Here is a 14,710-nt window from a genome sequence, read left to right on the forward strand (position 1 = left end):
TATTTGCATATTCTGCAAACCTAAAACACAGCGGGAAATTTGTCATTGCCTGGATAAGGTGAAGTTATATGAAAGATGCAGTTTTCGATGATTTTATCGATAGGTTGCGGTCAGAAAGCGATATTATTAGTATTGTTTCCGATTATGTATCCTTAAAAAAGAAAGGAAAAAATTTTTGGGGCTGTTGCCCTTTTCACAGTGAGAAGACACCGTCATTTTCAGTAAATCCGGATAAAGGGTTTTTTTATTGTTTTGGATGTCAGACTGGCGGCAATGTTTTTAATTTCCTGATGCGAGTGGAAAATATTACTTTTTTTGAAGCGGTAAAACTGTTAGCTGCTAAGCTAAATATTCCTTTGCCGGAAAGAGAAAAAACACCGCGTGAACAAGCCAAAGAACTAGAACTTGCCAGAATCTATCAAGTAAATGCATTAGCCAGAGATTTTTTTCACGCCTGCTTGACCAAAACTAATTATGGAATACCTGCCCGTGAATATTTGGCTAACCGAGGCATATCTGCTGAAACCATTGACTTTTTGAAATTGGGGTTTGCTCCGCCATTATGGGATAAACTATCATTAACCTTGAGTGAGCGTGGTATTCCCCTTGATATACTGCTCAAATCCGGTTTATCTGCTCCGCGTAATTCTGGTGATGGTGTGTATGACCGATTTCGCAACCGTATTATCTTTCCCATTAGTGATGTAAGAGGGCGGGTTATTGGTTTTGGCGGTAGAGTTTTGGATAATAGTCAGCCCAAATATCTCAACTCGCCAGAAACTGAGGTTTTCAACAAACGCCACGTTTTGTATGGATTTGATAATGCTTATAAACATATTCGGGATTTAGGCCAAGTGGTTATTGTCGAAGGGTATATGGATGTTATCACTCTTTATACTCAGGGTATTAAGAATGTAGTTGCCTCCTTAGGCACGGCTTTTACACCTGAACAAGCCAGAAATTTGATTAAGCTTAATGCAGAATTATTATTTTCTTATGATAGCGATGCTGCTGGACAAAATGCCACTGTTCGGGCACTAGATACTGCTCGCTCGTTAGGGGGGACCATTAAAGTAGTAACCATTCCAGATGGCAAAGACCCCGACGAATTCGTCCGCAAGCATGGCAGTCAATCGTTCCTGGAGTTACTCCAATCGGCTCAGCCGCTGCTGGATTACCAACTGGACCAAGCGCTAAAATCGGATGATTATTCTACCGTCCAGGGTAAAATCGCCGTTGTTGGTAAGTTGACACCTATTCTGGCCGAGACGGATAATGCCGTAGCAGTTAATGCCCATATTACCCGTTTGTCGCAAGTGCTTGCTGTTGATGAAAGCGCTTTACGGAGCGAAATTAGAAAGTATATTGTTCAATTTAAAAAGGATAAAAATGTAAAATCAGGGAAGCCTATAAATATTGCACTATTATACAACCAACCAACTCCCGCGGTAATTCAGGCAGAACGTCAGTTGATTCGATTAATGTGCGATGATTTATCACTTATCCCTTATATTTTAGCTAAGCTTTCACCACAAGAAATACAAGGAACTCTTCAACAAGAGATAATTAATTTCATAGTTAATGCGTATAATATGGAAAACCAAGTAATGCAAGCAGCGTTTACTGCTGGTGTAAATAGCTTAAGTGAAAAAGCAAACAACGAGTTTTCACAGATTATGTTGATGGAAAACCAGTTTGATGATGTCGTCCAATTGGTTGATGACTGTATAAAGACGATTCGATTAGCACATTTGACTGTATTATATGAACAACACCGGCTAATGGCCGATGAATTAGAACGCATGGGGGATAGTAACTTTCTGCAGGAATTAGCGGAAAGTCAGCGAATTAAACATGAAATTAGCAAATTACATCATTAATAAACAAGTATGGGTAAAGCTACTACCGTTAATTGCCAAAGGAAGGGGGGGGAATTGTGGCTGATAAGAAAACTACGCCGGTCGAGCACGTAAATGAGCTTTTGCATAAAGGCAAAAAGCGCGGAGTGTTAACATATACCGAAATTATGGATACTATGCAAACGGAAGACATGAGCCCTGAAGAAATCGAAGATATGTACGAAATCTTCAGTAATAAAGGCATTGAAATTATTGATGAAGCTCCGGATGCTGAGCTTATTGAGAATCCAGAGATGGAAGCAACGACCGAAGAAGTAGATATTGATCTCACCATTCCTGAAGGCATTAGTATTGATGATCCTGTTAGAATGTATCTTAAGGAAATTGGCCGGGTTCCACTTTTAACTGCTGATGAGGAAATTAAACTGGCCAAACGTATGGAACAAGGTGATGAAGAAGCGAAAAGGCGGCTGGCCGAAGCGAATTTAAGGCTGGTTGTAAGTATTGCTAAGCGTTATGTAGGCCGCGGTATGCTGTTTCTGGATCTGATTCAGGAAGGTAACTTAGGCTTAATTAAGGCTGTAGAAAAATTTGACTATAATAAGGGTTATAAATTCAGTACCTATGCTACCTGGTGGATACGTCAGGCAATAACCAGGGCTATCGCTGATCAAGCCCGTACTATCCGGATTCCGGTGCACATGGTTGAAACTATTAATAAGCTGATTCGGGTATCCCGTCAACTCCTACAGGAATTAGGGCGGGAACCATCACCGGAAGAAGTGGCCAAAGCTATGGAAGTCACTGTTGAGCGTGTCCGGGAAATTATGAAAATTGCCCAAGAACCTGTATCACTGGAAACGCCAATTGGCGAAGAAGAAGATTCTCACCTGGGTGATTTTATTGAAGATCAGGATGCCCCTGCTCCGGCAGAAGCTGCTTCTTTTATGTTGCTTAAAGAACAGCTGGAAGACGTTTTGGAAACGCTCACTCCCAGAGAAGAAAAGGTATTGCGCCTCCGCTTTGGCTTAGATGATGGGCGGGCTCGCACATTAGAGGAAGTCGGGCAATTTTTTGGAGTTACCCGAGAACGTATTCGTCAAATAGAGGCGAAAGCACTTCGCAAACTTCGCCATCCCAGCCGCAGTAAAAAATTAAAAGATTTTCTTGAATAAAACGCAATAATCTCTTGACGTAATACGGACATTGTTTTATAATAATCAACGTTGGCGATATTCCTCGATAGCTCAGTTGGTAGAGCAATCGGCTGTTAACCGATTTGTCGTAGGTTCGAGTCCTACTCGAGGAGCCAGTTATTAGCTGATAAAACAGGCTTTCTTCGGAAAACCTGTTTTAATATCTCTCTAGGGCCTATAGCTCAGCGGTAGAGCAGCCGGCTCATAACCGGCTGGTCCCTGGTTCGATCCCAGGTGGGCCCACCAAATTGGGATGTGGGAGGCAAGAGGTTAGAGAAGTGACATACTATTCCACATCTCACCTCTAACTTCCCGCATCCTACCTCTCAAATGGCCCGTTGGTCAAGCGGTTAAGACACCGCCCTTTCACGGCGATAACGGGGGTTCGATTCCCCCACGGGTCACCATTTCGATGATTCGAGGTTCGATAAATCGTGAGTTCGAACAAACCGAGCATGTGAACGAAGCGAACCCACGAATACGGGCGATTAGCTCAGCTGGGAGAGCGCCTGCCTTACAAGCAGGATGTCGGCGGTTCGATCCCGTCATCGCCCACCACACCTAAAAAAAACCTGCGAAGCAATTCGCAGGTTTTTGCTATACATACATATACTAACAGGGAAATTTACTGGAGGACTATGCACGTGAAAATAGGAGAACGTTTGCAGGCAATTGCCGATATGGTTCCTGTCGGAGTGACTATGGCTGATATTGGCACCGACCATGCTTATCTGCCGATATATCTTATTTCCCATAATGTTGTTGCCCGGGCAATCGCCGGCGATATTCACCAAGGCCCTTATCTATCGGCTAAAAATGCTGTTGTTGCCGCACAGTTAGAAGAGTTCATCTCAGTCAGGCGCGGTAACGGGCTTGAGGTAGTACGTCCGGGAGAAGCTGAAACTGTCGTTATTGCCGGTATGGGTGGTTTGAATATTATTGATATCTTACGCTCGCGACCGGAAGTAACAGCTACACTCAAGCGTCTTATTGTACAACCCATGATTGCAGCGGCAGCGGTCAGAATGTGGCTGCAAACCAATGGCTGGCAAATAATCAGTGAACAGCTTATCCAGGAAGATGGTAAGCTATATCAGATTATTGCGGCAGAGCCTGGTGAAAGTCAGCCCTTTGAGCCTATACTTTATGAAATAGGTCCGCTGCTCTGGCATTCAAGACATCCGCTGCTGCTGCTGCATATTGAGGAATTAATTGTGCATTTACGCGGTGTGCTGGCGGCGATGGCAGGAAGTGCTGAAGCCGTACATTCTGCGAAATATAGAGAATTTGCCGATAAACTTAAGGATTTGGAGGACAAGCGCACATGTCTGTAAAATGCCATGAAGTTATTACTAAGCTTGAACAATTGGCACCAAAGCATTTGGCGGAGGATTGGGATAATATTGGTCTCTTAGTTGGTAGTCCTGAGCAAACTATTCATAAAATCATGATTACTTTAGATGTAGACCAAACGGCTATTAATCAGGCCATTACTGTAGGTGCTGACATGATTGTTTCCCATCATCCTGTATTGTTTAAAGGTATTACCAATATTCGTACTGATTCACCGTTAGGCAGCATGCTATTTGATCTGATTAAAAATAAAATAGCCGTATATGCCGCTCATACCAATTTGGATAGTGCTCCTGGTGGTGTAAATGATATTTTGGCCCAAAAGTTTCAGCTTAAGGATAGTAAGCCGCTGTCAACAGTGTATCAGGAAAAGCTATATAAATTAGTAGTCTTTGTCCCAGCATCTCATGTTGAAAAAGTACGAATAGCTATGAGTGAGGCTGGCGCAGGCCATATTGGCAACTATAGTCATTGTACCTTTCAGACCAAAGGGGTCGGAACCTTTTTACCGTTAGCGGCAACCACCCCGTTTATTGGCAGAGAGGGTCAGCTTGAATTTGTTGATGAAAGTCGAATTGAAACCATTGTCCCGTCAGGGCTGCGCTGTCGCGTCATTAATGCTATGTTAGCGGCTCATCCCTATGAAGAAGTTGCGTATGATGAATATTTACTACAAAACAAAGGGCCTAACTGCGGCTTAGGAAGAATTGGACGACTTGGTGAAGCTATGTCGTTACGAGATTTTAGTAACCAAGTAAAACATTTATTAATGGTTAATTCAATAAAGGTGGCTGGTTCAGCCGATACAGTAATAAATCAAGTGGCGGTATGTGGCGGCAGCGGGGCAAGCCTTATTAAAAATGCCATTAAAGCAGGGGCCGATGTTCTGGTAACCGGTGATGTAAAGTATCATGAAGCGCAACAAGCCCTTATGGAGGGGCTTGCGATTATTGATGCCGGTCACTTTGCTACCGAACAACCGGTGGTTCAAAGTGTAGCTGCCTATCTAGATAAACAAGCCCGTGAAAATGGTTGGGCTGTAGAAATGATTGCTAATAATTCAGGCAAAGATGTATTTACAGCGTATTGACTTGTTTGGTCATTAGTGTTATGATTTTAATTCATAATAATATGGCTTCTGAGTACGAAAGATGATCGCAGATGTTTAGGGCATTTGAGGAAAGTCCGAGCTCCATAGGGCAGGGTGCTGGATAACGTCCAGCGAGGGCGACCTTAGGGATAGTGCCACAGAAATGTAGACCGCCTGACGTTTTGTCAGGTAAGGATGGAACGGTGCGGCAAGAGCGCACCAGCAGTCAGGTAACTGGCTGGCTAGGTAAACCCCACCTGGAGCAAGACCAAATAGGGAAGGGATGAAGCTGCCCGCTGAACCTTCCGGGTGTGTCGCTAGAGTCGTCAGGCAACTGGCGACCCAGATAAATGATCGTCGCCGCCAAAAGCGGAACAGAACTCGGCTTATTGACTACTCAGAAGGAAGCATAGTAAAACCCGCAGACTTTTTGTTGTCTGTGGGTTTTGTGTTATTTCTACAGATGTAACGATTTGGGGTTGAAATATTCTTGGTTGCCAGAATGAGTAATGGTGGCAAACTTTTGCCGGAACAGTAGTGATTATCATCATATTTTCTTAAAAAGTTTTTTACGCTCTAGACAAATGCTATTTTTATGCTATAATAAAAGCATAATTAAATTCCAGAGTCAATGATGACTCCTTCACATGATACTTTTATGTGAAGGAGTCTATATTTTTTTCTTCATTTCTTATATTGTGCTAGTGTATAAAAATACACGTTATATTATTTTCAAAAAATTTACAGCATAAATTATTCAAATTTAATGGTAAGATGAAAAATTGAGAGGGGTTTTTTTGATGAGCAACCTAGGTGAAATTTTTGGTTCAAATGTATTTAATGATGCTGTTATGAAAGAGCGCCTTCCTAAAGCTACTTACAAAGCTTTACAGAAGACAATTGAAGACGGTCTTCCTTTAGACCCGGCAGTTGCAGACGTAGTAGCAAGCATAATGAAAGATTGGGCACTTGAAAAAGGCGCAACACATTTTACTCATTGGTTTCAACCAATGACAGGCATAACTGCTGAAAAACATGACGCATTTATAGCGCCAACCGCCAATGGTAAGGCTATAATGGAATTTTCAGGTAAAGAATTAATTAAAGGCGAACCAGATGCTTCTTCCTTCCCCTCTGGTGGCATTAGAGCAACATTTGAAGCCAGAGGCTATACTGCCTGGGATTGTACATCACCAGCATTTATAAAAGATGATTCTTTATGTATACCAACTGCTTTTTGTTCATATACAGGTGAAGCTTTGGACAAGAAGACGCCATTATTACGTTCAATGGAAGCTTTATCCAAACAAGCGTTACGTGTATTAAAAGCTCTTGGTAATACAACAACAAGCAAAGTTATTACAACTGTTGGGCCAGAACAAGAATACTTTATAGTTGATAAGAAAACGTTTGAACAACGAAAAGATTTAATATTTACCGGCAGAACACTTTTTGGTGCTAAACCTCCCAAAGGACAGGAATTAGAAGATCATTATTTTGGATCAATCAAAGAAAGAATTTCTGCCTACATGAAGGAACTGGATGAAGAACTTTGGAAGCTTGGAATTGCTGCGAAGACTAAGCATAACGAAGTTGCTCCGGCACAGCATGAATTAGCACCAATATTTTGTACTACCAATATTGCAACAGACCATAACCAACTTACTATGGATATAATGAAAAAAGTTGCTTTAAGACAGGATCTTGTATGCTTATTACATGAGAAACCATTCGCTGGAATCAACGGTTCTGGTAAACATAATAACTGGTCAATGGCAACAGATGATGGAATGAACCTACTTGAGCCAGGTTCTACTCCACATGATAATAAACAGTTCCTGGTATTCTTGTGCTCTGTTATAAAAGCAGTCGATGAATATGCGGGTTTATTAAGAGTATCAGCTGCAAATCCTGGGAATGATCACAGACTAGGTGCTAACGAAGCTCCTCCAGCTATAATATCAATATTCTTAGGAGAGCAATTACAAGACATCTTAGAACAAATTGAAAAGGGTGGAGCGACAAGTTCTAAAACCGGCGGTCATATGGAAATAGGTGTTACTACACTTCCGGCTTTACCCAAAGATGCAACGGACAGAAACAGAACATCTCCATTCGCATTTACCGGCAATAAGTTTGAATTTAGGATGTGTCCTTCTTCTGCCTCCATCGCGGAGCCAAACTTTATTTTAAATACTATAGTAGCTGAAGTATTAAGTGAAGTTGCCAATCGATTAGAAGCGGCTAAAGATGTATGTGCTGAAGTTAAGGCAATTCTTACTGAATATGTAACTAAGCATAAGAATGTAGTGTTTAACGGAAATGGATACTCAGATGAATGGGTAGCTGAAGCTGAAAGAAGAGGACTTCCAAACGTAAAGACTACTGTAGAAGCTACTAAAGCATTAATTGATGAAAAGAACTTAGCAGTAATGGAAAAACATGCCGTATTAAGCAGAGTAGAAATGGAATCCCGCTATGAAATAGCTCTTGAAAATTATGTCAAGACTATTAACATTGAAGCTTTAACAATGATTGAAATGGCTAAGAGACAGATACTTCCTGCAGTTATCAAGTTTGCTACCACCCTTGCTGAATCAATTAATACAATCAAAGCTACAGGTATAGCAGCCGATCTAACTGCTCAAACTGAATTGCTAACAGAAGTATCTTCATTAACTGCATCTTTAAAGAAAAATATTGCTGTTCTTGAAGAAGCTGTAGACAAAGCTTCAAATGCTCATGGAGATACTTACGAGCAAGCTTCATTATTCAGATTTGATGTATTTGAAAAGATGGATGCTTTAAGAAAAGTTGCTGATACACTGGAAACTCTGGTAGATAAAGATGTATGGCCAATGCCAACTTATGGCGACTTATTATTTAATTTGTAATAGAGGCAAGTCTAGTTTGATGAAGAACCCCATATAATTATAGTAACCTATTAGAAAAAAGCACTGGCCCTTTAAACCAGTGCTTTTTTTATATTATATGCTAAACTATTCAAATGTAGTATTACTAAAGACCAAGGATACTTAGCCTTTTAACAGGTTAGATGTCATTCCTCTATTGGTATTTCAGGTCCTTGGAGTTGGTACTGATAAAAAATCAGATCAAGCCATCTACCAAATTTATAACCAGCTTTCCGGATTGTACCAGACTGGCTAAAACCTAATTTATCGTGCATTAATCTACTGCCTTCATTACTCGCGTCTATACCAGCTACCATTGTAGCATAGCCTTTGGTGTTAGCAATCTTTATTAACTCTTTCAGTAGCGCGGTCCCGATATGTTTTCCTCTATGGTCTTTGTGGACGTAGACTGAATGCTCTATCGTATACTTATACGCAGGCCACGCCCTGAAGGGCCCAAATGTGGCAAATCCGACGACGGTATTGTTTTCTTCAAACACCAGGATAGGAAATCCGTCTGCTACTTTCTTCTCATACCATGATGTTCTATCTTCAAGGGTATGGGGTTTATAATCATAGACTGCTGTGGTATTGAGTATTGCCTCATTATATATTTCTAGGACAGCCGTTAAATCACTGTATTCTAGATGGCGAATCATAGGTATAACCTCCACATAAATTCTATTTGAGTAAAGGGCTGCTTGTTTGAGATTTATGTTCGACGTAGACATTGACGCTTCCTGCTTTGTTTTGCAACCGGTATTCATAACTTTGTATACTGGTTACGGTCTTCTAGACAAAATGTATTTATATGCTATAATAAATACATATTTAAAACCTGAGTCAATGAAGTCTCCTTACAAAAGTGGGAAGAGTTTGTTTTTTAGTTGTATTGACCAGGAAAAATGAGAAAAACTATATTGTAAGATATTTTATGTACGAGGTGAAGGAAAGTGGTAAAAGATTTAGTGTATCTTATTCCTGCCGGTAAGTATGGTAAAGAAGAAATTGCAAGCCTGCTCACTAACCATCCTGAGATTAAGTTTGCCTCACTTGTTGGTATTGATTTGGCAGGCAACGATACTGATGAGAAAATCCCTATTGAACTATTTATTAAGGACATGGACGATTTCTATAATGGCACAGCAGTACAAACAGATGGCTCGTCTGTTGTTCTTACTGGCATTGCCGTATTAAACAATGCCAAAGTAGATATGCTTGCCGATGCCAGTGTAAATTGGTTTGTAGATTATAATTTTGAACATATTGATGAAGAGACAGGTAAGCCTATCGGCACACTGCGTATTCCTGCTTATCTGGTACATAATGGTCTCAGAGTTGATTCGCGGTCAATTTTGGCACAAAGCTTAGAATATAGTAAAGGTGAGCTACTGGACCTCTTTAAAAAGAATGCCAAAATTGCCGGCCTGGAACATATTAATGGGGCTGATGTAGAAGATATTATCTTTACCTCTGCTACTGAACTTGAGTTTTGGGTAAAAACCCCTGCGAATAAGGCTGACGTTGAAGATCTTTCTGCTTCACAGGTGATGCAAGAGCAATATTGGCAGCGGACTCGCGGCAGTGTCCGCACGGCAATGGAACAGGCTTTGATGATGATGAAAAACTACGGGCTTGAACCAGAAATGGGGCATAAAGAAGTTGGCGGCATTAAAGCCCAGATTGATGAAACCGGTCATTTGAATCATGTTATGGAACAGCTTGAAATTGACTGGAAATTCTCTAATGCCTTACAGTGTGCAGATAATGAACTTCAAGCCAGAATTTTAGTTAAAGAAGCTTTCCGGGCAAATGGTCTTGACGTAACCTTTAAGGCAAAACCAATCATTGGTGTTGCTGGCAGCGGTGAACATACACATGTTGGTTTTGCTGCAAAACTTAAATCAGGCAAAGTTGTCAACCTATTCTCACCAACCGATATGAAACAATACTTCTTAAGTGCTATTGGTTATGGTGCCATCATGGGTCTCTTAAAGCACTATGAAGTAATAAATCCGTTTATCTCTGCTACTAATGATTCGCTTAACCGTTTAAAACCAGGCTTTGAAGCGCCTGTATGTATTGTAACATCGCTAGGACATAATCCGGCTACACCATCCCGTAACAGAACTATTTTAGCCGGTCTTGTGCGTGATGTTAATAGTCCAATGGCTACTAGATTTGAGGTTCGTTCTCCTAATCCATACACAAATACCTATACTGCCTTAACAGCCTTCTATATGAGTATGCTTGATGGTATTAAAGCAGCAGTTAACTCTGGTAAAACGGTAGAAGAGCTTGATGCAGAATTATCCAAAGACGCGGGCAAAGAAGGCTTTTATCTTGAAACAGACCGGGCATACCGTAGCGAACACGATGTCTTTGATGATTATTCTGCTGAGGAGCGCGACCGCCTGTTTTCTAAACCGCCTGCAACTGTTTGGGAGAACATGCAGAACCTTAAAAAGTATCCAGAAAAAGTGAAAACTCTTACTGCCGGCAATGCCTTCCGTCAAGAACTCATTGAAGCCTTCGCCGCCGGTGCATTGGTTCGTTGGAAAGCGGAACTATTAAACCGTATTATTCCAGAAAACCTGAGCATTGTTAAAGAGGCTAAAGCTTTACATGAGGCTGATTCGGCCAGTGATCTTGATTTGACCAATTGGGATAAAATCAATACCATTCGCGTGTATTTAGCGAAAGACTGTATGCTGCAAAAAAGCTTGTTTACCCGCATTAAAGAGGCGATTCAAACTGGCGATTTTGATGCCGTATCGGAAATGCAAATTGAAATGTCAGCTAAAGTTGGCGAATTAGAGATTCTTTATCGCGAATATAAGAAAAATATGATTCATATTTGTTAGAACGTTCAACGTTAAAATGCAAAAAATCCAGTAGACATTACTGGATTTTTTGTGCTTATCCTATTAGATTACTGGACCCAATTGGGGTGGATAGTCCCTGCTATCAATATTTGATGGGAGTGATGATAGCTGATTCACACTATTTCAAAAGAAAATAGTAAAGCTTATTATAATCTTACCCAGGCATATGAAGCGGAATTTTCAAAACTTACTCATGAAATGCCTGACGAGGATGGATTGTTCAAAATCCAGACAGATATTGATCATGAACATATTGGTTACTTGCTATATGATAAGAAGAAGCCAATTGGCTTTATGGTTGTTTGTATGGGGGAAGTGAAAGATGTAGCGGAATTTTATATAATACCTGGAAAACGAATGAGTGGGTATGGTCAAACCTTAGCCAGTTATGTTTTTTCACAGCATCCAGGGCGATGGCAGGTTCGTCAGATTACCGGTGCTGATTCGGCGAGGGCCTTTTGGCAGAAGGTGATAGATAAGATAACCGCTGGCAATTATCTGGAGGAAGTAGTCCAGGATAATGATTGGGGGTGTGTTTCCAGGCAGTCGTTTGAGCTTGCTGGTCGTGCAAAAGAATAATTCCCCTCGCCAACACGGGTTGACTGCCCAATTAGATTAAATAATAAATTTAAATGACATAAAGACAACAGGAATTATGCTAGAAATATGGAATATAGCAGTATATTAGCTTGAAGGAGGGTCAACTATGAAAAAAAATGCTTGTGATATGGGCAACTTGTTTAGTGATCTGGAAGGACTGAGGATAGCCGTTGATATGGAGGCGCGTGGCCGGGATTTTTACAAAAAAGCAGCTGCGAAAACAGATAATAAAGAACATAAAGCATTGTTCATGCTGCTTATGAATGAAGAGACTACCCATTTTGATCAATTTACTCAACTGTACAATAAAATTAAAGAGGGTAAGCTCCCGGATTCCAATGACTATTTATTTGACCAAGAAACCTCAAAATATTTAACAGTTCTTGCAGAGCCGCATATTTTCCCAAAAGACAAAGCAGAAAAAGCACTCCCTGAGCTAATGACTGCTGCCGAAATTTTGCAGGCTGCTATCCAGGATGAAAAAGATGCTATTCTATTTTATGATGCTTTAGCTAAATGTGCTAAATTTGAAGAAACACGCAATATATTTAATCTGCTAAAAGCGGAAGAACAGACTCATGTAGTAAAACTTCGCGAAATACTGGACAGTTTGTAGAATAGAATTCAAAAAACAGTGTCTTTTGGCGCTGTTTTTTTTGATAAAAAATTCATATCTTAGCAGGATTTTTATAGTTTATATCTAATTATAATAATAGTCTATTACATATTATTATTTTATGGGAGGTTTTAATAATGGAAGTTAAAACAGATTTACTTGAAAAAGGTGCTATCGTTCAACGTGACAGAGAAACATACGCAATTGCGCCACATATTCCTGGTGGTGTTATTCTTGATATTAATGTACTTAGAAAAATTGCTGATGTTTCTGAAAAATATGGTGCCAAGGCGCTTAAGCTGACTTCGGCACAGCGGATCGCTATTGTTGGTATTCCTGAAGATAAAATTGACGCTGTTTGGGAAGAACTTGGGATGGATAAAGGTGCTGCAGTTGGCCTTTGCGTCCGGAGTGTGAAAATTTGTCCGGCAACTCATTTCTGTAAACGTGCACAACAAGATGGATTAACTTTAGGTCTTGCCCTTGACAAAGCGTATCATGGTTTGGAATTGCCTGGTAAGATGAAATTTGGCGTTAGCGGCTGTACTAACTCCTGTGGGGAGAGCTGGGTTAAAGATATTGGTCTTGTTGGTACGAATAAAGGCTGGAAAATTGTAATTGGCGGCTGTGCCGGTGCTAAACCCAGAATTGCCGATCTGTTAATTGAAGCAGTACCTCAAGAAGAAGTACAGCCGATTATTGATAAGATAATTGCTTACTACAAAGAAACTGCCCGTAAGCATGAACGCCTTGGTATGCTGATAGACCGGCTTAGTCTTGAGGCGGTAAAAAAAGGAATATTAGGTTAAAAGATAAGTCTTAGTTGTTAAAAAGATAAAGCGTCTGCTCGTCAGGCGCTTCATCTTTTTAACAAGGTTTATAGAAATTTTTACAAAATAGCGTTATACTGTCTATAGAGAGTTGCTTAAGGGGGCGATTGCTATGCAAGCTAATAATTTATATGATATAAAATGGGTTCTTACACAGATAGAACAAGTATCCCAATTTAGTCAGGATAACGCTGGCATTACCCGCCTTGCATTCACTCCCGCCGATCATCAGGCCCGAAATTATATCATTAGCCTGATGCAAGCAAGTGGACTTACCGTACATATTGATGCCATCGGCAACATCATAGGACGATTTCTACCAGAAGGCATTGACACTGATAGTAGCCCGGCTGTTGCAACAGGCTCTCACCTTGATACAGTGCCGTCAGGCGGCAAATATGACGGTGTCCTTGGCATCGTCTGCGGTTTGGCAGCAATTAACCGTCTAAAGTCGTGTAGTGATATCAGGCATCCTCTAGAAGTGATTGTTTTTGCCGCTAAGGAATCCAGCCGTTTTAACTTGCCAACTATAGGAAGTAAAGCTATGGCTGGGCTGGTTACTGCTGCCACCCTGAACGCGATTAAGGATCAGGACGGTATCGCTTTATCAGCCGAACTAGCTGCTATCGGATTCCAGACTAAGCAGATTTCCACTGCGAACCGCTCCAAGAATAGTATAAAAGACTTTGTAGAACTGCATATTGAACAAGGGCAAGTTTTAGAACAAGGACGAATTCGTATTGGCATTGTTGATAAAGTTTCCGCCCCTACTAGATTGAAAATAATCGTACTAGGAACAGCTGGTCATTCTGGTGTTGCCCCTATAGAGGAGCGTCAGGATGCGCTTGTAAGTGCAGCCATGATTATTTTGGCTATTAGAAATATTGCCGCTGAATATGAGTACCAAGGTGCGGTGGCTACCGTCACAATTTTAAAAACCTATCCAGGCACTATTAATGTAATTCCAGGTAAGGTTGAAATGTGGGTAGATATTCGAGGTACAGAGCATGAAAGCATAATTGAAATATTGCAGGAAATTAAAGATGCTGTCAGTTCCATTGCCGATGATTATAATACCCCGATTGCAATTGAAGTGTTGTCATCAGAAAAACCGGTACTTCTTGACGATACTATAAACCAAATAATGGAAGCTGCTTGTTGTAAATTAAAGCAAACCAGTGTACGGCTTGATAGCCGTGTTGGCCATGACGCTATGAATATAGCACATATAGCGCCTGCCGGCGTAGTATTGATTCCCTGCAAGGATGGTATTAGCTACAACGCTTGCAAAGAGGTAGCTCCTGATGACATAGCGGCTGGTCTTGATGTATTAACAGAAATCCTATATCAATTAGCCAAATAGGCTATA

11 protein-coding genes, 4 tRNA genes and 1 other RNA gene are annotated in these 14,710 nt (G+C 40.8%); 15 read left to right on the plus strand and 1 reads right to left on the minus strand.

What is annotated here, in order from left to right; all coding sequences use genetic code 11:
* Window positions 1–68 precede the first annotated feature (68 nt).
* The 10 genes from dnaG to SALPA_RS24010 all read left to right on the plus strand — a co-directional run bounded on the left by dnaG (window position 69) and on the right by SALPA_RS24010 (window position 8,392).
* A complete protein-coding gene (gene dnaG, locus SALPA_RS23965; RefSeq protein ID WP_145100004.1) occupies window positions 69–1,880 on the plus strand; it encodes a DNA primase in 1,812 nt (603 codons plus the stop codon).
* A 56-nt stretch (window positions 1,881–1,936) separates the two neighbouring features.
* Complete coding sequence (rpoD, locus tag SALPA_RS23970; RefSeq protein ID WP_145100008.1) at window positions 1,937–3,034, plus strand: RNA polymerase sigma factor RpoD; 1,098 nt, start codon at window positions 1,937–1,939, stop codon at window positions 3,032–3,034.
* A gap of 61 nt (window positions 3,035–3,095) precedes the next feature.
* A tRNA-Asn gene (locus SALPA_RS23975) sits at window positions 3,096–3,171 on the plus strand.
* A 55-nt stretch (window positions 3,172–3,226) separates the two neighbouring features.
* Window positions 3,227–3,301, plus strand: a tRNA-Ile gene (locus tag SALPA_RS23980).
* Between the two features lie 86 nt (window positions 3,302–3,387).
* Window positions 3,388–3,462, plus strand: a tRNA-Glu gene (locus tag SALPA_RS23985).
* A 75-nt stretch (window positions 3,463–3,537) separates the two neighbouring features.
* Window positions 3,538–3,613 (plus strand) — tRNA-Val (locus SALPA_RS23990).
* An 86-nt stretch (window positions 3,614–3,699) separates the two neighbouring features.
* Window positions 3,700–4,389: a class I SAM-dependent methyltransferase gene (locus SALPA_RS23995; RefSeq protein WP_186451215.1), complete on the plus strand. Its 690-nt coding sequence runs from the start codon at window positions 3,700–3,702 to the stop codon at window positions 4,387–4,389.
* The gene (locus tag SALPA_RS24000; protein WP_145100013.1) at window positions 4,380–5,498 is read left to right on the plus strand and encodes a Nif3-like dinuclear metal center hexameric protein; all 1,119 of its coding nucleotides are present in this window, start codon (window positions 4,380–4,382) and stop codon (window positions 5,496–5,498) included. Before SALPA_RS23995 ends, SALPA_RS24000 begins: the two co-directional genes overlap by 10 nt.
* 49 nt (window positions 5,499–5,547) lie before the next feature.
* Window positions 5,548–5,902: RNase P RNA component class A (gene rnpB / locus SALPA_RS24005), an RNA gene on the plus strand.
* A gap of 396 nt (window positions 5,903–6,298) precedes the next feature.
* Complete coding sequence (locus SALPA_RS24010) at window positions 6,299–8,392, plus strand: glutamine synthetase III (RefSeq protein WP_145100016.1); 2,094 nt, start codon at window positions 6,299–6,301, stop codon at window positions 8,390–8,392.
* A gap of 164 nt (window positions 8,393–8,556) precedes the next feature.
* Here the strand turns inward: SALPA_RS24010 and SALPA_RS24015 are convergent, their stop codons facing one another.
* Window positions 8,557–9,069, minus strand: coding sequence for a GNAT family N-acetyltransferase (locus tag SALPA_RS24015; protein ID WP_145100019.1), 513 nt, complete (start codon window positions 9,067–9,069; stop codon window positions 8,557–8,559).
* Window positions 9,070–9,363: 294 nt separating this feature from the next.
* On the opposite strand from SALPA_RS24015, the gene SALPA_RS24020 reads away from it, so the two are divergent.
* From SALPA_RS24020 to SALPA_RS24040, 5 genes are all read left to right on the plus strand, one after another.
* The gene (locus SALPA_RS24020) at window positions 9,364–11,274 is read left to right on the plus strand and encodes a glutamine synthetase (protein ID WP_145100021.1); all 1,911 of its coding nucleotides are present in this window, start codon (window positions 9,364–9,366) and stop codon (window positions 11,272–11,274) included.
* A 219-nt stretch (window positions 11,275–11,493) separates the two neighbouring features.
* Entirely contained in the window at window positions 11,494–11,874 is a 381-nt protein-coding gene (locus tag SALPA_RS24025) for a hypothetical protein (protein ID WP_222428107.1), read from the plus strand.
* 127 nt (window positions 11,875–12,001) lie between these two features.
* A complete protein-coding gene (locus SALPA_RS24030) occupies window positions 12,002–12,511 on the plus strand; it encodes a ferritin family protein (protein WP_145100027.1) in 510 nt (169 codons plus the stop codon).
* 137 nt (window positions 12,512–12,648) lie between these two features.
* On the plus strand, window positions 12,649–13,320 hold the full coding sequence (locus SALPA_RS24035) for an NAD(P)/FAD-dependent oxidoreductase (RefSeq protein WP_145100029.1): 672 nt from the start codon (window positions 12,649–12,651) through the stop codon (window positions 13,318–13,320).
* Window positions 13,321–13,453: 133 nt separating this feature from the next.
* Window positions 13,454–14,704 carry a Zn-dependent hydrolase gene (locus tag SALPA_RS24040; protein WP_145100032.1) on the plus strand — a complete coding sequence of 417 codons (1,251 nt, stop codon included), beginning with the start codon at window positions 13,454–13,456 and terminating at the stop codon, window positions 14,702–14,704.
* Window positions 14,705–14,710 lie beyond the last annotated feature (6 nt).

The sequence above is a fragment of the Sporomusa sp. KB1 genome (genome assembly GCF_007830295.1).
In the GTDB taxonomy this organism is placed as follows: Bacteria; Bacillota; Negativicutes; order Sporomusales; family Sporomusaceae; genus Sporomusa.